The following is an 18,921-nucleotide window of genomic DNA, read 5'->3' as shown; positions in this document are numbered from 1 at the left end:
TTCTATATTTGTTAACGCACGAATCTTAAAATGTTAGAACAATGAGCGATTACAAGGAACGCCAGGAGAATGAGATTTTCACAAAAGTGTTAAAGGCAGGTAGAAGGACTTATTTCTTCGATGTGAGAGAAACAAAAGCAGGAGATTATTACCTGACAATCACAGAGAGTAAAAAGAATTTCTCAGAAAATGGAGAAGCAAGCTTCGAGAAACACAAAATTTACCTTTACAAAGAAGATTTCAAAAGTTTTTCAGAATTATTCAATGAATCAACAAACTTCATCCTGGATGAAAAAGGAGAAGAGGTTATCTCTGAAAGACATAACAAAGACTACAAAACAACTACTAATTCTTTCACAATAGATACTGACGAAGAATTATAGAAAGAATTTCAAAACAAAGAGACAGCCTGTGGGCTGTCTCTTCTTGTTTAAAAGTATAATTGAAAAATATGAAGACTGAGCTTCTTATTTCAGATTGGGATTGACAATAGTCTCCTTCAACGGTATGGGCAAAATATAAGCTTTATTGCCGCTACTTAATTCGCTCTGATCCCCTTCAGCAGCCAGATCTTTTTCCAACCTTTGAACCGGGAGCTTTAATCTTTTCAGGTCATAATAGCGATGTCCTTCATAAGATAGTTCGAGATATCTTTCGTTTAGTATGGTATTCAGATCAATAGTGTTCAGTTGCCCGCCATTGCTAATTCTGTGCTTTCTTAACTCATTAATATCCTGCAAGGCGGCATCATTTCTGTTCAGAAAATAATTGGCTTCAGCACGAATTAAATACATTTCCGATACACGGAAAACTTTAACATCATTTACTTTATCACTAAAATCATTCCCCGGATATTTATTAATAAACTCTTCTTCTATATCCCCATCTTTACTAAAATTACTTAGGCGGATATCGGATTCTGTATAACTATCCATTAATTTATAAGAAGGTTGAAAGAATTTACGTCCAGCTGTATAATCCTGCCATAGCGTATTTGGTCTCAGTTTATTGTCATTACTTCTCTTCAGACGAAAGATGACTTCCGAAGGAGATTTATCTTTCCAAAGATTCTCATACTGACTTATATCTGATAGCTGAAACTGATTAATAATCTGAGTGGATTTCGCCAGAGCAACAATATAATTTTTCTGATACAATGCAACTCTTGCTTCCAAAGCTGTAACCGCATTTTTATTCATTCGGAAATCTATGGTTTCATCTACATCTTTTGCTTTTTCCAAATCCAGCCATAGATATTCATAAAATTTTGACAGACTGATTTTACCAGGTTTCTTATTAACATCGGTATCTGTAATATAAGGAATAGTTAAAGCCTCATTACCGTCGGAATCAGATGCACCGAAATTTCGGTGTAACTCAAAATGAACCATTGCTCGCAATCCGTATAATTCTGCAACCAAAGACTTCTGCTTATTTCTCTCCTGTTCATTCCGGACCGGTACTTTAGCCGCATTTTCCAGAAGCAGGTTAATACTGTAAATATCCGCATAGTAGTTTTTCCATGCTTTTAGCAAAATATCGTCTTCAGAAGTATACTCCCAGCGGTTCAGTAAGTTTCCGAAACCATTTACACCATTATTTTGCGAATTCAGACGACATTCATCAGCCATCACAGATCCTATAAGAACACTATATTCAGGAGAATAAAGGCTGTAACTACCCAACACTCCTTTTTCGAAGTTACTCACAGAGGAATAAACTCTCTCTGTATCCAAAGCATCCTGTGGATCTACATCCAGCACATTATTACAACTTACCATACTTATACCCAGACAGGCGCACAGCATTACTTTTAATATATTTTTACGCATTTCTTATCATTTAAAATAAAACATTAAAGCCTAATGTAATTGTCCTTGGCAAAGGATATTCATACTGATACCAGTTGTTATCATCTTCAGGGTCCTGCCCTTTCCATTTTGTCCAAGTCAACAAGTTTTGTCCCTGAGCAAAAATGTTTACCTCTTTAAAGAATTTGTTCAGACTGCCTAAATCTTTCAGCTTATAATTGATACTAACATTTCTCAGCTTTATATAATCCGCAGATTGCAATTCCCGATCTGTCATATATCTTGCATACTGAGCTCCCGGATTCTGGCTTACGTCCCCTGGCTTCTGCCACATATTCAGCATATCAGCGGACTGATTATAAATTCTGTAGTTAGGATCGGCTGAAGTTCTGTACAACTCAGCAGTATTGAGTCTGTACATTCCTTTTACAAAAGTAAATAAGGCATTGACCTGAAGGTTTTTATAAGTAAATGATGTTGTTATTCCTCCCTTAATTGGTGGATCATAGGATCCTTTAACCATTACAGCATTTTCCGGATTATATTCTTTGGTTACAGCACCACTTTTATCATAATACAATGGCGCTCCGGTAGCAGGATCTACTCCTGCCCATCTTACCATATAAAAATGCCCAAGAGCTGAGCCTACTTTGTGTATAGAATAATTTTCTGTAACAATCTCATCTTCGGATCCCAGACTCAGGATCCTGTTCTGATTGTAGGCCAGATTAAGCCCCAGATTCCAGCTAAAATTATCGTTTCTGAAGACGTCTCCGGATAAACGAAACTCTACACCTCTGTTTCTGATTTTCCCCATATTGTCTGCAATAGACTCGAAACCAGATGTCATAGACAGACTACGGTTGATAAACAAATCGCTTGTTATTCTGTTATAAAAATCAACTTCTCCGATAATTCTGTTTTTAAATAGCCCAAATTCTACTCCCACATCAGATATCTTGTTCATCTCCCAGTTATAATTGGGATTACCCGGAGATATCGGAATAAAAGCAGTATAACCGTTATAATGCTGAGGTTTGTATAGCTGACGATAGCCAAAATCACTGGCAAAACCACTCGCATTTCCTGTTAGTCCATGACTTAATCTCAATCTAAGTGTACTTAAAGCATCCCAATTCTTCAGGAATTCTTCATTCTTCATATTCCAGGTTGCCCCGAAAGCATAAAAATATTTATATCTGTTTTCTGAAGGAACTCTGGAGGATCCATCACGTCTGATACTAGCAGATAATGTAAATCTATTTGCATAAGAATATCTAAGCATTCCTAATTGTGATACTAATATATTTTCGGAAGCGCCACCACTTATTTTTGGAATAAAATTATTATCTGGTGTTCCGGGTGTAATTCCTCCCGGAGTATTCTCCAGTCCGGGTATAAGTCCGTAACCTGTAAAACCATCGTAGTTGGTACTGTATTTATTGAACTCGGCAAGAGCAATTGCCTCGACTTCATTGGAGCCCCATCTCTTTTTATAATTGAACCCAAAATTGGCCATGTAGGAGGTTTTCTGTGTATTAATCCTTTCATAGAGTCCCTGCTCACCAGGATCTACCATACTTCCGAAGTATGTATCCGGTTTTATAATTCTCGTAAATCTCGTTTGCTGATGGTTCACCCCCAATGTACTGGTCAGTTTCAGATCTTTAGTAATTTCAAATGAAAGGTTAGATGACAGCACTCCCTGAAGTTGTTTCTCTTTCCTATTAATATCCTGGTACATGGTTAAAGCATTTGCTCCAAACCGGTTTACACCTGGTGTAAGATTTCCATCCTTATCATATGGTTTTTCATATGGCATTGCAAAATAAAGAGACGCCACAGGATTGGTTTCGCTTACATCAAAATCGGACTCAGAAAGTTGTGTCTGCCCTCCGGTTAAATTAAGATTAAAAGAAGAAGTAAAACGCCCACTCTTATGATTCACCCCGCTATTAATATTAAATCTTTCAACTCCGGAGTTTGGTAATACCCCCTCTTGCTTAAAATAGGAAAGCGATGAATAATGATTGGTCTTTTGGTCACCACTACCCATACTTAGATAATGGGAATTGGTGACTCCGTTTCTTAAAAGCAACTTTCTCCAGTTTGTATTTGTTGCCCGCAAATCTGATAACTTCTGATCGCCTTCTGTATAATCGGATTCTGTTTTCGCAATTTTCTGCCCGTTGACAATTTTATATGGATTTTTTCTGGAATAAGCCCAGCCAGGAAAATTTGGATCCTGCAGAATCTCTTCAAATTCTAATCTTTGAGAACTGTTCATCATATCCCATTTCTGATTATTTACAGAAGATATTCCGAACTGATTCTGATAAAAAAACTGAGAATGTCCTTTATCATTATTCTTTCCTTTCTTAGAAGTAATCTGTATCACACCATTTGCTCCTCTGGATCCATATTGTGCGGTAGCAGAAGCATCTTTTAGCACCACTATATCCTCGTAGTCCAGGGGATTGAGCACAGCAAAAACTTCCGGACTGATAGGCATTCCGTCCAGTATATATAATGGATTTGTTTTATCATCCTGTACAGAACCAATACCTCGGATCGTTACCCTGCCCATTGCTCCCGGTTGTCCGGAAGGAGAAGCCACATACAATCCCGGGACCTGCCCTTGTAACGCCTGATCTAATGAAGCAACCGGAGTCTTTGCAATAACTTCTGCCTTTATGCTAGATACAGCACCTGTTGTCTTAGCCTTAGACTGTCTTGTATAACCGGTTAATACAACGCCTTCCAGTTGTTTTGTTTCGGGCGATAGATAGATACTGTCCGGTAGCTTTCCTGCGCTTAAAGCAATATCCTGAGCAATATAACCTTCTAATGAAATAACATAAGTCTTCGGATCTGTTTTAACTTCAATAGCTACTTTTCCGTTTCCGTCCGTTACTATCTCCTTTCCTGTTGCTGTATCTTTAATACTTACATTGGATAAAGGCTGTTGAGTGGTTTTATCCCGCACAATAATATCATGTACAGATTCCTGAGCCTTTAGTGTTGCTGTTATCCCGAGAAAGAAAACCGCGGCCAGAATCATTTTCCTGTTTCCGAACATATTTAATTACTTTTTTACAGAGCAAAAGTAAATATGGGGGATTAGGAAGATTTTAAAACAATATTAAAGACCAATTAGAAAGTCATTAAAAATTTCTAATAACCAGTTTATTATAAAAGAACAGGTATTTCAACTATAGAAGTAGTCCCAAATCCCAGTACAGACTGAAATAACAGTTTACTTTTGTTTTGTTCTATGATTTTAGATGATAATGACAACCCCAGGCCAAAACCTTTAATGCCATAAGCATTCTGACTTCGATAAAACGGACGGGTAATTTTTTCTATATCCTGTGGTGCGATTCCTATTCCCTGATCGATAACTGATATTAGAACGGCATCTTTATTAATACGAATTCTCATCTCTACTTCTTTCTGTGAAAATTTGTATGCATTAGAAATAAGATTGCTAATGGCGATTTCCATTAGACCTGAATTAATATTTATAAATGTCGTTTGGAATTTATCCGGGTTTTCGATTTCAATATTCAGACGTGTACCGGAAGTATCTTCCATATATTGATCTGTAACCTTCCAGATAAATTCTTCCAGAGCCATTTTATATAAGGGATACGAAGAATGTTCCAATTGTGACAACATAAGCAGATCGCTCACAATACTATCCATACGGGTAGCATCACGGTGGACTCCTTCAAGAATTTCTTTATACTCTTCAGTCTCCCGGTCTTTTCGCAATGCTATTTCGGCATTTCCCAATAAAGAGGCAATAGGTGTTTTTAATTCGTGGGAAGCATTGGAAACAAATGATTGCTGGCTTTCAAATGAGTTTTGAAGTCTTTGTAAAAGATCATTAATTGTAGAGCTGAGAACAGTAATTTCATTTTTACTTCCTTTTTCTACAGGAATTCTGTAATCCAGACTGCTTGCCTGAATCTTCTCCATTCTGTGGTTAATCCTCTTAATAGGTTTCAGGCAAAGATATGAGAGCCATTCTCCAAGTACTACGCAAATCCCTAAAGCTATTACAAGGCTTATAATCATTACATTTCGAAGCTCCTGCAGAGACTTTTCTCCGGAAGCATTTTCTGCTTCAGCCATTACAATATAATCTCCGGAATTATCTACGTAGTAAATACCTACAACATATTTATGATCATTTTTATAAAAAAGAGCCTTCTTCTGGGCCACCTGCTGCAAGATTTTCCCATCCCAGGTTGTTGTATTTTCCTTTATAAAAACCGGATTAAAATTGGTATCGTAGATTCTTATTTTTTCTTTAGGTAAGGTTCTGGGAAGCTTACGAAGTACTTCATCAAATTCTACTTTAGAAAAATTATCCTGAGCAAGATAATTATGTCCTACCGTATAAGCACGATCTTCTAACTGCTTTCGGAAATTATTCTGCCAGTCTTGTGCTACAATAAAATAAACTGAAGTAAGCACAGCTATTAGCAGTACGGCAAATAAGCCTGTAAAAATTAATGATAAGCGTCTCTGTAGTTTCATACTATTCGTCTTTCAGTATATATCCCATTCCGACGACAGTATGTATAAGTTGCTTCTGAAAACCTTTATCCACTTTTGTCCTTACATAGTTAATATAGACATCTATAAGATTCGTTCCTCTGTTAAAACCAATTCCCCACACTGCTTCTGCAATTTTTGCACGATTAATAACTCTGTTTTTATTTACCAGAAGATATTCTAACAAAGCGTATTCTTTTACTGTCAGCGTAATCTCCTGCCCGGCTCTTTTTACAACTTTCTTATAGCAATCCATTACAAGATCGTCCGCAGTATAAGTTAGCACCGGAAGGCTGTTCTGATTTCTCCGGCTTAGCACATTAATCCTTGCCAGTAATTCTTCGAAATGAAATGGTTTTGTAAGATAGTCATCTGCGCCTTTATCAAAACCTTTCAGCTTGTCTTGTATGGTAGAGAGTGCCGTCAGCATTAAAACTGGAATTTCGGGCTTAAAACGCTTTATTTCCGAGCATATTTCAAAGCCATTCACCTGTGGAAGGATTACATCTAAAATAATCAAATCAAAATCCTGCTCCATAGCTAGCTGAAGCCCCATCGTACCTTCGTACGCAAGGGTTACATGGTGTTGACTTTCTTCCAGACCTTTTTTAATAAAATTGGAAACACCAGCTTCATCTTCTATTAGCAGAATATTCATAATATGGCAATTTTCTCCAAATTTAGCAGAAAAGTGCTGAGAATAAATGATTATTAGAAAATTCTAATCAATTTTATAAATGAAACTGAAACTTTTAGGCATAAAAAAAGCCGTCATAAATGACAGCTTTTATTTTGGGTGGATGAGGGGTCTCGAACCCCCGACCTTCGGAACCACAATCCGACGCTCTAACCAACTGAGCTACAACCACCGTTTTGGTTTTGTGTGTGCAAAGATACACTATTATTCGTTACTGGCAAATAATTCCGTCAAAATTTTTCAATGCAATTAATTTTGCGGTATTAAAACCTTCTGCAAACTCTACACCACTCTGCCTACCCAGGTTTTGCGCTCTGTATGTAATACTCTCGTAAAAGTCTTTTGTAGCAATAGGTGTAACAGGTTCTTTAGAATTTGGATCATAAAATTGCGATGAATATGCTGCGCAACATTCAATTTTTTTATCTAAAAACCCAGTGATATCTACAACAAAATCCGGTTGAAGATCTTTCCATTGAATATAATGGAAAACGTGTTTAGGTCTCCATGCTGCCTGATCCTGCCCGTCTATGGATGTTTCAATTCTTCTTAATCCGGATAGGAAACACGCATCAGATACCAATTTAGCTCCTTTAGCATGATCCGGATGTCTATCATCCAATGCATTACAAAGCACTATTTCTGGTTGATATTTACGAATAGCTTCAACAATGCGTAGCTGATATTCTTCTGAGTTTACCAAAAAACCATCTTTCAGCTTCAGATTCTCTCGGTATTCAACACCTAAGATTCTTGCTGCTTCTGTTGCCTCCTGATGCCTGATTTCCGAAGTTCCTCTTGTTCCCAGTTCTCCTTGTGTCAGATCTACAATCGCCACCTTTTTTCCTTCAGAAATAAGTTTGGCGAGAGTTCCGCTACAGCTTAGCTCAACATCATCAGGATGAGCTCCTATAGCTAATATATCTACTTTCTTTACCATGATCTAAAATTAAAAAAAACTTCTGATCCATAGGACCAGAAGTTTTTGATATTTTCATTTCTTTTAATAGAAATTATTTGCTCAACTTTTCTTTTAGTTTTGCTGCATCTGCGTCTGCAGGGTTAGCTTCAAGAGCTTTAGTTACATACTCTAATGCTTTTGCTTTGTCAGCATTTGCCGTTAAGCTTGCCATATTGTAGTATGAGTTAGCCAATAACTCTTTTCCTTTAGCCTGATCTGCTGCTGGCTTAGCTGCCAATACATCAATATATTTCTGGTATGCAGCGATTGCTCCTGCCGCATCACCACTTTTCTGTAATGCATAACCTAAACTGTAGTAAGCAGGTTCCCATGTTTGTAATACATTTGCCATCTGAGACCATGCAGAAGCTGCTCCGCCCCAGTTTTGAACACCTTGATATTCATTTGCTAATTTATAAAGTAGATCCGTATTTTTAGGATCTGCTGCTACTTGCTTTTTCAGTGCATCAATTGCAGCATTTGTAGGCCCTCCTTCACCAGAAGCTACTTTAGGTGCTGTACCACTAGCAGAAGCTAGTTCAGCATCCCAGTCAAAAGTTTCATCTTTTGCAGCTTTAGCAACAGCAACTTTTTGCTGTGCTTGTTGTAGCATTGCTGCATCTTTTTTCTCTTTACCGATAGCTGCTAAGATTAAACCTTCTAAACCTGAATCACTCGGAAGAATTCTGGATTTTTCAGCTTTGCTTAAAAAAGTCTCTAAACTTGTTTTTGCTCCCGCATAATCTTTAGACTGATACTGTAAGTAAGCCTTAATTCTATATTTAATCGGGTCATTGATTTTATCAAAAACAGAATCTAAAGCAGATCCTGCATTAGTGTAGTCTTTTGCAAGGAAAGCTAATTTAGCATAATCCAAAACTGTATTAGGATCTGAATCTGCAAGATCTAAATATTTCTTGTAATCCAATGCAGCCTGATCGTATTTTTGGTATACGATGTTGAATCCACCTCTTGCTTTGTATGCTGGTGCATAGCTTGCATCTGCCTGGATAGCTTTATCAATATTATCTTTAGCTCTTTCCCATTGTTTTGCAGAAGTCCATAATGTACCAATTCTTGTATAAACTGCAGCTTTGTTTTTAGCAACCTCTAATGCTCTGTCATATGCATTCATTGCCTCACCCCAGTTTTTGTTAAGACGGTTAGCGTCTCCTAAAGTATAATAATAATACTCAGGAACTCCTTTTTTCTCAGCAAGATTAACTGCTTTATTAAGATATTCGATCGATAGTTTAGGATCGTTATGATTAGGATAAAGCGCTAAAGCTTCACCAATTCTGTATAATACTTCAGGATCTTTTTCTCTGGAGTCCTTAGCAACCTGGTTAAGGTCTGCAATAGCTCCTGCCTGATCTCCTTTTCCTAATTTAACTGATGCCTGACCTATTCTGCTGAAGAATGATTTCTTAGCATCTAAAGCAACACCTTTATTAAAATATTCTGCTGCTTTATCAAAATCTGGTTCAGACTGAACTAAGTAAGCATTTCCTAAATAGAAATAGTTAGCGTCTGAAGGTTCTTTGTTTACTAGTGCTGTGTAGACTTCTTTAGCTTTACCAAATTTATAGCCGTCAATATCATTAATTCCTTCTGCAACTGTCTGTGCTCCTACCATATTCATGGCAAAAAAAGCAGCTGCACCTAACACTATTTTCTTTGATAATCCAAATCTCTCTTTCATAATTATTCTATTTTTATTAATTATTCTTCTTAAATATAAACACAATTACTATTCCATATATTGCGGAACTAATGTTAAAAAAATACTAATATTTATTTTATTTCTACCATTCTCTTATACAGCAGATAGGGTTGTAATCCATTTTTGTCAACAATAAGCTGACCAACCTGGCTGCAAGAGTATCTTATAAACCCGTTCCCAACACCAAAATTACCTTCATTGGTAAGGAAATATAAAATACGTGTAAACGGATATTTCTGATACCTCAGATTTTCTCTGCTGGGAGCAAATTCCCCTTTTGCATCTGTAATATTAAGTATTTTAATTTTTGATCTTAATTCTTTAGCTTTTTCATCATAAGGTCTACTAATAGTATTAAGACTAATTACTCCAATATGACCGGGGAATTTAGTCAGATTTTGAATGATTTCTTCATTGGACTTTAACGATGAATACTGCATTTTAGCAGGATCAATTTTAAGCTTTTCAGCAATATAATCTGTATTACTTGTATTAGCTCCGTCAAAAATCAAAGTTCTTTTTTCATCAGTCAGCATCTTTGCAATATCATCCACAGAAATCTTCTCAATTGAAGATTCTTTTGGTACAACAAAAACCAAAGCATCTGCCGCAAAATATGCCGGTACTGCTTTTAATTTGATGTTGCTAAGAAAACTTTGCTTCTCTGTCTCCGTTAGTTCACGTGACATTACAATAGTAGAAACTTTATTATCAATTAAAGCTTTTAAGGCTTCTTTTTCTTTCATTTGTTTCAGCTCGATCTTCGCCTCCGGATATACTTTCATATAGCGGTAAGAAAGCGCATCGGCAACGTTAAAGAAAGAGGGGTCTGTAGCCATAACTACACTGCCTGTAGCATAATCATTTTTTTTATCATTATTACATGATCCTAATATGATTAATAATACTAATAAAAATAGGCTATTCTTCATTTCTCTTTCTGAATTTATTTACCACTCTTATCAGTCTGAAAACACCATATATGATAAGTAGTCCTCCCAATGGATACGCAGCAGCCTCTCCTAATTCTACAATGAAAAATTTATACATAATCACAAAAATACCTAATGTGATATAACAAATTCCTGCAACAATTGATAACAAATTAAACGTCATGGAAACAAAAATACAAAAAAAAGAGAAGCTATAGCAGCTTCTCTTTTTTTATTTGGATATAAACTTATTCAAAGTTCATTGTAACCGGGAATCTGAATCTGGATCTTACCGGATCACCGTTAAGCTTACCTGGGCTCCATTTCCCTTTGATTGATCTAATTGTTCTTTCAGCCTCTCTGTTAAAGTCAGAATTAGGTCCTGAAGCTTTAACATCAGAAAGAGAACCATCTCTTTCTACAACGAAAGTAACTGTAGTTTTCAATGTACCTTCACCTTCTACAGAAGAGTTATCGAAATTACTTGTAAATAAATTTCTAAATTTCTCAATACCTCCTGCAAATGCTGCTTCCTGGTCAACCCTGTCAACGATTTCGTTACCTACTGGCTTAGGAGCTTCAACATTCTTACCTGCACCTGTACTAGCTGGTGGCGGTGGTGGAGTGTATTTAGCAATTTTTTCACCTTCCTGGTTTGTTGTACCAATTGTAGTTTCTTTTACCTCTTCAATTTTCTTAGGTGGTTCTTCCACTTTAGGGTTTGGTTTCGGCTCCGGAATCATATCCCTTACAATTTCTTGCTTAGGAGGCTCAACTGGTGGCGGTGGTGGCGGTGGCGGAAGTTCTTTTTCTTCTACCGGCGGTGGGATATCTTTAATATCTGTTAAGTCCACTGACACTTTAGTCTCTTCTTTTTGTTGCCCTTCTTTTATTTTTAAATAAACTAAGGGTGCAAGTACAGCAAAAAGAAATAATGCTGAACCTACTAGTAAAGATCTTGTCAGTATAGGTCTGTAACTTTTTCTCAGATCATACGCCCCGTACTCTTTATTTCTATGCTCAAATACGATTTCGTCCAATTCAATTGGTTTATCGTAAGAAGCATTAATATTATCTACTGACATAATTAAATTATTTTTGTTAAAAAAGGTAATTACTTACCTATTTTCTGATCATAGATTTTCTGCTCCCAAGGCTTCACTTCACCGATACCGTATCTTTCACTCTTCGTAATTGCCATTTCATCTAACAAATCTACAAAGTTTTTGTAGTTAGAGTCATCTGTAGGCTTAATAATTACTGTAAAAATATCTGGTTTACGAGCTCTTCTCTTAGCATCATCAATCACCTTCTCAATGCCATTTTTATCAAATGTAGTTTCCTGAAGCTTACCTGGATCTGTTAAACCTGTCTGGTCTAACTGGTGATAATATACTTTATCATCTTTTCCTAATAAGAATGTGATTGAGTTTGTAAGATCAATCTCAGGAATATCTATCGGTTGATTTTTTTCTGGCTTCGCAGGTAACTTCATATCCATCGTGTTAGGCTTACTTAAAGTAGTTGCTAACATGAAGAATGTAATCAGAAGAAAACCTAAGTCTACCATCGGGGTCATATCGACCCTTACATTTACTTTCTTGGAGCGGACTTTGCCGTCCTTGCCTCCTTTATCCTGTACTTGTACTTCTGCCATGTTGAATATTTTTTACTGATTTTCAGAAGAAGTAATCAGAACGAATTTATAAAACTTAATATCTTTCAATCCTTCAAACAAAGCCTTGAATTTAGGGTATTGCGCTTTTGCATCACCTTTAATTGCAAGTCTGGCATCAGGATTTACTTCCAAACTATATTTTACCCAATCTACTAGTTCTTTATTCACACTATCCATTGGGATTGTAGCACCTTTTACATTCGCTCTCTGATCATCCGGTAAGTTAAGATAACTTTTCATCTGAGCCATAGAGGCACCTACCATTGGCAATTTAAGAAATGCATTTTTCTCAGCAGCAGAGAATCCAACTCTGTACTGCCCTGCCATTTTATCTAATATCTGAGATTTCTCAGAATTATTATCAATAGGTGTAAAGAAATACCTCCCGTCCGGAGTAATACTAATCGTCATTAAATTAGTATCATCTAACGTAGTTGTAGAAATAGATGAAGGCGTTGTAATAGCCTCAGCATCTGGCTTCTTGAACTGCGCTGTCAGAATGAAGAACGTAAGAAGTAGGAAAGCAACATCCGTCATTGCCGTCATATCGGTAACTACACCATGTCGTTTTGGTTTAACTCTCGCCATTTCTTAATTCTTTATAATTTATTTATTGTTAAACAGAATATTATATTCTGTCCTGATTAGTTATGCTCAGCAAAAGACTGTTGGATGCTCATTCCGATTTCGTCAATCTTATAAGTTAATCCATCGATCTTAGAAGTAAAGAAATTATAAAGAATAATTGCAACAGCAGAAGTACCAATACCTAAAGCCGTGTTGATAAGTGCTTCAGAGATACCTACTGATAATGCAGCAGAGTCAGGAGTACCACCACCAGAACCTAAAGCAGAGAACGCTTTAATCATCCCGATTACCGTACCTAAAAGTGCTACTAACGTTGCAACTGTACCTAATGTAGAAAGAATCATCATGTTCTTTTCAAGCATTGGCATTTCAAGAGTTGTAGCTTCTTCAAGAGATTTTCCTAAAGCTACTAACTTTTGCTCTTTGTTCATTGTATTATCATGCTCAAGAGCTTTGTAAGTTGTAAGACCTTCTTTTACAACGTTACCTACAGAACCTTGTTGTCTGTCGCACTCTTCTAATGCAGCGTTGATTTCGTTTCTGTTAAGGTATCCTCTAACTGTGTTAACAAAGTTATCTAAGTTACCGCTACCAGAAGCTTTCTTAAGAACGAAATATCTTTCGAAAGAGAAAACAACTACTGTAATCATGAAAGTAAGAAGAATAGGTACGATTGGACCACCCATATAAACGATACCCATTGGCTTTCCTTCAGCCGGGTGAAGTTCTGTGGACTTAATATCCGCAAGGGCTACAGACGCTACTCCATCTAAAGCAGGGTTTTTCTTAAAGTTACTCGGGTTACCGAATACAAATAAATAAATTGCAATACCAATTACAAATAAAATAGGGATTACAATTGCAGGATTTAAACCTCCCTTCTTTTTAGCAACAACTTCGTGCTCTGTGTTTGAAACATTCATTTCCATATTAATCTAAATTATTTATTGTTTATTTCTTCATTTTTTTGAGGTTGTAAATTAAAGTCATTTTATTGGAAAATGCAAGACGCAATTTCAATAATGATGATTTTTGTCATTTTTTGAAAACTATTTTTGTTTTTCTCAGATAATCCATCGATCTAAAATCGGGACTAAATTTGTTAAATAACAAAGAATCGTTTAAAAATCAAAAACAAACCTCCTTATTTTTTATCAATTAGCCAATGTTAATTTTTATTCACTTTTGTGTTATTTTTCATACAACATATTTTATCGTATAAAAGATAAATATACCAAAATTTAATAAACTAAATAACGAAATTAACAATTTTTTTAGGCACAACGATGATTTTCTTAGGTATTGCCCCGTTTAAGATTTCAATTGTTTTATCAAGTTTCAGCACTGCTTCTTCTACTTCTTTCGGTGTAAGGCTTGCCGATAATGCTGCCTTAAAACGCATTTTACCATTAAAACTTACCGGATATTCTATCTCATCCAGCTCCAAATACTGTGAATTAAATACCGGGAAAGGAGCGTATTCTATACTTTCTTTATTCCCTAAAAGAGACCATATCTCTTCTGTAATATGTGGAGCATAAGGAGAAATAATGACAGCTAAAGGCTCTAATATTTGTCTTTTGTTAGTTTTTAATTTAGTGAGTTCATTCACTGCAATCATGAAGGAGCTTACAGAAGTATTGAACGAGAAATTCTCGATATCAAAAAGAACTTTCTGAATCAGAGTATGCAGAACTCTGTATTCTTCTTTTGTTGGTTCTTCATCTGTAACTTCAAACTCATCATTGGCATTGAAGTATAAATTCCATAAACGCTTTAGGAAACCATAAACACCACTAAGCCCTTGTGTATTCCAAGGCTTGGATTGCTCTAACGGACCCAAGAACATTTCATATAAACGAAGACAGTCTGCACCGTATTCATCACAAATATCATCAGGATTTACAACATTGAACTTAGACTTGGACATTTTTTCTACCTCACGCTCGGTAATGTATTTATCTCCGTCTTCTAAAATAAATGTTGCATCTTTAAATTCTGGTCTCCAGTTTTTGAAAGCTTCAGTATCCAATTCATCTGTTGCTCCTTTTAATAAGGATACATCAACATGGATTTTCTGAGTAGCATGATCTTTAGCCAGATTTTTTGAAACAAACTGATTTGTCCCGTCAATCCTGAATACAAAAGCACTCATTCCAAGGATCATTCCCTGATTGATCAATTTTTGGAAAGGTTCTTCTTGTTTTATATAATTACGATCCTTTAAAAATTTATTCCAGAAGCGGGAATACAATAAGTGACCAGTAGCATGTTCGCTACCACCTATATATAAGTCTACCTGCCCCCAGTAGTCTGTCATTTCTTTGTCTGCAAAATAGGAGTCATTATGAGCATCCATATAACGCAGGAAATACCATGAACTACCAGCCCAACCTGGCATTGTACTTAGCTCTAATGGGAAGATAGTTTTATTATCGATAAGATCGGTCGCTACAATTTTCTGATTAGCTTCATCCCATCCGTAATCTTTAGCATTTCCTAATGGTGGATCTCCATCTTCAGTCGGAAGGTATTTTTCTACTTCTGGTAATTCCAATGGCAATGCAGAAGCAGGTAAAGTATAAGGAACATCATCCTTATAATATACAGGTACCGGTTCCCCCCAATATCTCTGACGGGAGAAGATAGCATCTCTCTGACGGTAATTGGTTGTAGCATTTCCTAAACCACGGTCAACAATTTCAGTAATAATTTTTGCCTTTGCCTCTTCATATTTCAGACCATTCAGAAAATCTGAATTTATACAAATACCATCTTTAGCAATGAATGGTTCTTCCTGAATATTCTCACCACCTTCAACCACTTCGGTAATTTCTAATCCGAATTTCTTTGCAAAACGGTGATCTCTCTCATCATGCGCAGGAACAGCCATTACAGCTCCTGTTCCATAACCCATTAATACATAATCGGAAATATATACCGGCATTTGTTTTCCGGTAAACGGGTTAACCGCATAAGCTCCGGTAAAAGCACCTGACACAGTCTTTACGTCTGCCATACGGTCTCTTTCTGATTTCAAAGAAGTCTGCTCTATATAATTTTGCACTTCTTCTTTCTGCTCAGCTGTTACTATCTCCTGTACCAATGGACTTTCTGGTGCCAATACCATAAAAGTAGAACCAAAAACAGTATCAGGTCGTGTTGTAAACACTTTTATCTGTACATCAGAGTTTTCAAGACCAAAGTTAACTTCTGCTCCCTGAGATTTACCAATCCAATATTCCTGAGCATCTTTCAACGGTTGTGGCCAGTCTAATGTTTTTAATCCTTGTAATAGTCTTTCAGAGTAAGCCGTAATTCTCATACTCCACTGCATCATTTTTTTCTGATACACCGGGAAACCTCCACGTTCTGACTTACCATTAATAACCTCATCATTTGCCAATACAGTTCCTAGTCCCGGACACCAGTTCACGGTGGTCTCTGCACGGAAAGCCAAACGATAGTTTAATAAAATCTCTTGTTGTTCTTTCTCAGATTTTGCATTCCATTCAGCTGCTGTAAATTCTATTTTTCCAGTCTGAACTGCATTTAAGCCTTCCGTTCCTTTTTCAGAAAGGTGCTTTATTAAAGTATCAATAGCTTCAGCTTTGTCGGTATCATTATTATACCACGAATGGAACAACTCTATGAAGATCCATTGTGTAAATTTGTAATAACTAGCATCTGAAGTACGGAATTGTCTTGACCAGTCGAATGAGAAACCAATTCTTTTCAGCTGCTTCTCATAACGGTTAATATTTTCTTCTGTTGTAATAGCCGGATGCTGCCCTGTCTGAATTGCATATTGTTCTGCAGGTAATCCGAAGCTGTCATAACCAATAGGATGCAGGACACTAAATCCCTGATGTCTTTTGTAGCGGCTTACAATATCCGAAGCGATATAGCCTAGTGGGTGTCCCACATGCAGTCCTGCTCCTGAAGGATAAGGGAACATGTCGAGTACGTAATATTTAGGCTTTGTAGATTTCGCATCGGTCTTATAAGTTTCATTTTTGGCCCAATACTGCTGCCATTTATTTTCAATCTGGTTATGATCGTAATACACTTTATAAAATTATTTTTTATTAAAATTAGACTTTCACAAAAGTACAATATAAAAAACAATAATCTCCACAAAAGCTTGTGGAGATCTATTAAATTATACTGGGTATTGTTTTTTTTGTTAAAACCTGATATACTTCATTGTAGCTTTCACCTTTATATTATCAATAGTCTTATTTTGTGAAACCACAAGCGTTGTATTTGTTACTTCTTCTACTCTTGCTTCATCTTTCTGCCCGTTTGTATAAGCCTGATAAATTGTGCCTCTTTCTACACTAAATGTAAAGTTAAGATTTCCGGAATCTTTACAGATACCGGGTGTTGAAATGCTTTCGTAACCACGCTCTACGCCCTTACCATCTGTGCCATTAAATAAAATTGTAGATCTGCGGAAGCATTCGTCATTAAAAACCTTTCTCTGTCCGTTACCTTCAATAGTAAGAGATTCAAGCTTCCAATTTCCATAAACCTCAGCAGGTTCAACCACAAGATAATTGTTATCATTATCTCTGGAACTACATGATCCGATTGCTAAAAAAGCAGCAATAAATAAAAAGAATAGTTTTAGTTTCATATTTATTCGATATTAATATTTCTCTACGCCGTGAAATTAAATAAAAAGATATACACCTTCCAACTTATTCACAAGAAAGCATAAATATTATTTAGCGTGAATATTATTAAGAATAATAGTAGCTGCGTCGGGCTGACCAGCTATAAATTCACCTGCTAGAGAACCCATACTTTTTCTTTTATCTTCGTCCCGGAACAATTGAAGAAGAAAATCAACAGCCGCGTTTTCGTCGGAAAAGCTTTTTGCAGCACCAGCTTCAATCAAAGCATCGGCTTCAGGATTTTTCTTGTACTGATTACCAAAAATTACAGGTACAGCGTAAGCAGCCGCTTCCAGTATATTATGCAAGCCTGAAGTATGGAAACCTCCACCTACCACAGCTACATTTGCGTAATGGTAAAGACGGGACAACATTCCTATATTATCTATAATCAATAACTGACGATTGATAACTGATGACTGGCTATTCTCTAATTTACTATACAAAATAGCCTTATCTCCAAAGCGTTGTTTAATCTGTGGAACACGTTTCAGGTCATGAGGGGCTAGAATTATTTTTGTCTCCGAATTTTCATTAATAAATTTTTCAACCAAATTTTCTTCAGCTTCCCAGGAGCTACCAATAACCAAAGCTGGTTTGTTCTGAATGAAATTTTGAATAAGCGGAACTTCCGTAAAGTTCTTTACATTTTGCTTTACCCTGTCGTATCTTGTATCTCCTGTATACATAGAATTGGTAAGCCCTATTGATTCTGCGAGTTTCAGTGAATGTTCTGTTTGATGAAAAAAGATATTGACATTCTTTCGGAGCTGTTCCACAAAGAAGCGTCCTCCAGATGTAAAGAACTTTTGTTTTTCATAAAACAATGCTGAAACCACATAAACTGGTATATTCTTTTGGTTCAGCACTTCCAATAATCGATACCAGAAATCGTACTTTACAGTAAAAAAAAGAGCGGTCTGAAATGAGTTTACAAACTGCTGGATTGTATTTTTTTTGTCAAATGGAAGATAGCAGATCGCATCAGCAATATGCTTTTTCTTCACTACGTTTTCATAACCCGATGGAGAAAAGAAACTAACGAGAATTTTATAATCAGGATACTGAATTTTTAATCTTTCAAGAACAGGAAGTCCTTGTTCGTATTCGCCCAGGCTGGCGGCATGCATCCAGATAACTCTATCATCTTTAGCAAGTGCCTGTTGAACATTTTTCAGGGAATCTCTCCTCCCGGCCACACCTTTCTTCACTTTCTCATTAAAAAGCGAAGCAATCTTCATCCCGAAGGCCATTAGCGAGATAGATATATCGTATAAAAAAAACATTCT

The 18,921-nt window shown here is 36.4% G+C and carries 16 protein-coding genes and 1 tRNA gene; 1 reads left to right on the top strand and 16 read right to left on the bottom strand.

The window, feature by feature from the left end:
• Positions 1 to 41 precede the first annotated feature (41 nt).
• A complete protein-coding gene (locus BAZ10_RS09880) occupies positions 42 to 383 on the top strand; it encodes a DUF3276 family protein (RefSeq protein ID WP_009085547.1) in 342 nt (113 codons plus the stop codon).
• Positions 384 to 467: 84 nt separating this feature from the next.
• Here BAZ10_RS09880 and BAZ10_RS09875 read toward each other — a convergent pair whose 3' ends face one another.
• The 16 genes from BAZ10_RS09875 to BAZ10_RS09800 form a co-directional block, all read right to left on the bottom strand.
• Complete coding sequence (locus BAZ10_RS09875) at positions 468 to 1,832, bottom strand: RagB/SusD family nutrient uptake outer membrane protein (RefSeq protein WP_245803791.1); 1,365 nt, start codon at positions 1,830 to 1,832, stop codon at positions 468 to 470.
• 10 nt (positions 1,833 to 1,842) lie between these two features.
• Positions 1,843 to 4,890, bottom strand: coding sequence for a SusC/RagA family TonB-linked outer membrane protein (locus tag BAZ10_RS09870; protein ID WP_078771923.1), 3,048 nt, complete (start codon positions 4,888 to 4,890; stop codon positions 1,843 to 1,845).
• Between the two features lie 110 nt (positions 4,891 to 5,000).
• Positions 5,001 to 6,356: a sensor histidine kinase gene (locus BAZ10_RS09865; RefSeq protein WP_078771922.1), complete on the bottom strand. Its 1,356-nt coding sequence runs from the start codon at positions 6,354 to 6,356 to the stop codon at positions 5,001 to 5,003.
• A gap of 1 nt (position 6,357) precedes the next feature.
• Positions 6,358 to 7,032: a response regulator transcription factor gene (locus BAZ10_RS09860; RefSeq protein WP_078771921.1), complete on the bottom strand. Its 675-nt coding sequence runs from the start codon at positions 7,030 to 7,032 to the stop codon at positions 6,358 to 6,360.
• A gap of 137 nt (positions 7,033 to 7,169) precedes the next feature.
• A tRNA-His gene (locus tag BAZ10_RS09855) sits at positions 7,170 to 7,243 on the bottom strand.
• A gap of 39 nt (positions 7,244 to 7,282) precedes the next feature.
• On the bottom strand, positions 7,283 to 8,011 hold the full coding sequence (gene bshB1 / locus BAZ10_RS09850; protein ID WP_078771920.1) for a bacillithiol biosynthesis deacetylase BshB1: 729 nt from the start codon (positions 8,009 to 8,011) through the stop codon (positions 7,283 to 7,285).
• 73 nt (positions 8,012 to 8,084) lie between these two features.
• Positions 8,085 to 9,734: a tetratricopeptide repeat protein gene (locus BAZ10_RS09845; protein WP_078771919.1), complete on the bottom strand. Its 1,650-nt coding sequence runs from the start codon at positions 9,732 to 9,734 to the stop codon at positions 8,085 to 8,087.
• A 92-nt stretch (positions 9,735 to 9,826) separates the two neighbouring features.
• The gene (locus BAZ10_RS09840) at positions 9,827 to 10,687 is read right to left on the bottom strand and encodes a PstS family phosphate ABC transporter substrate-binding protein (RefSeq protein WP_078771918.1); all 861 of its coding nucleotides are present in this window, start codon (positions 10,685 to 10,687) and stop codon (positions 9,827 to 9,829) included.
• Positions 10,677 to 10,805: a hypothetical protein gene (locus BAZ10_RS19365; RefSeq protein WP_255412735.1), complete on the bottom strand. Its 129-nt coding sequence runs from the start codon at positions 10,803 to 10,805 to the stop codon at positions 10,677 to 10,679. The genes BAZ10_RS09840 and BAZ10_RS19365 overlap by 11 nt, the downstream gene beginning before the upstream one ends.
• A 130-nt stretch (positions 10,806 to 10,935) precedes the next feature.
• Complete coding sequence (locus BAZ10_RS09830) at positions 10,936 to 11,772, bottom strand: energy transducer TonB (RefSeq protein ID WP_078771917.1); 837 nt, start codon at positions 11,770 to 11,772, stop codon at positions 10,936 to 10,938.
• A 29-nt stretch (positions 11,773 to 11,801) separates the two neighbouring features.
• Positions 11,802 to 12,344 carry an ExbD/TolR family protein gene (locus tag BAZ10_RS09825; RefSeq protein ID WP_078771916.1) on the bottom strand — a complete coding sequence of 181 codons (543 nt, stop codon included), beginning with the start codon at positions 12,342 to 12,344 and terminating at the stop codon, positions 11,802 to 11,804.
• A 12-nt stretch (positions 12,345 to 12,356) separates the two neighbouring features.
• Entirely contained in the window at positions 12,357 to 12,953 is a 597-nt protein-coding gene (locus BAZ10_RS09820) for an ExbD/TolR family protein (RefSeq protein WP_078771915.1), read from the bottom strand.
• Between the two features lie 56 nt (positions 12,954 to 13,009).
• Complete coding sequence (locus tag BAZ10_RS09815) at positions 13,010 to 13,882, bottom strand: MotA/TolQ/ExbB proton channel family protein (protein WP_009085523.1); 873 nt, start codon at positions 13,880 to 13,882, stop codon at positions 13,010 to 13,012.
• 320 nt (positions 13,883 to 14,202) lie between these two features.
• Positions 14,203 to 17,022: a leucine--tRNA ligase gene (gene leuS, locus BAZ10_RS09810; protein WP_078771914.1), complete on the bottom strand. Its 2,820-nt coding sequence runs from the start codon at positions 17,020 to 17,022 to the stop codon at positions 14,203 to 14,205.
• Between the two features lie 117 nt (positions 17,023 to 17,139).
• On the bottom strand, positions 17,140 to 17,592 hold the full coding sequence (locus BAZ10_RS09805; protein ID WP_245803790.1) for a lipocalin-like domain-containing protein: 453 nt from the start codon (positions 17,590 to 17,592) through the stop codon (positions 17,140 to 17,142).
• Between the two features lie 87 nt (positions 17,593 to 17,679).
• On the bottom strand, positions 17,680 to 18,918 hold the full coding sequence (locus tag BAZ10_RS09800) for a 3-deoxy-D-manno-octulosonic acid transferase (protein WP_245803789.1): 1,239 nt from the start codon (positions 18,916 to 18,918) through the stop codon (positions 17,680 to 17,682).
• Between the last annotated feature and the right edge of the window lie 3 nt (positions 18,919 to 18,921).

It is taken from the genome of Elizabethkingia occulta, assembly GCF_002023715.1.
Lineage (GTDB): Bacteria > Bacteroidota > Bacteroidia > Flavobacteriales > Weeksellaceae > Elizabethkingia > Elizabethkingia occulta.
The sequence above is the reverse complement of the archived record's forward strand: the minus strand, read 5'-3'. Positions and strand labels throughout refer to the sequence as shown.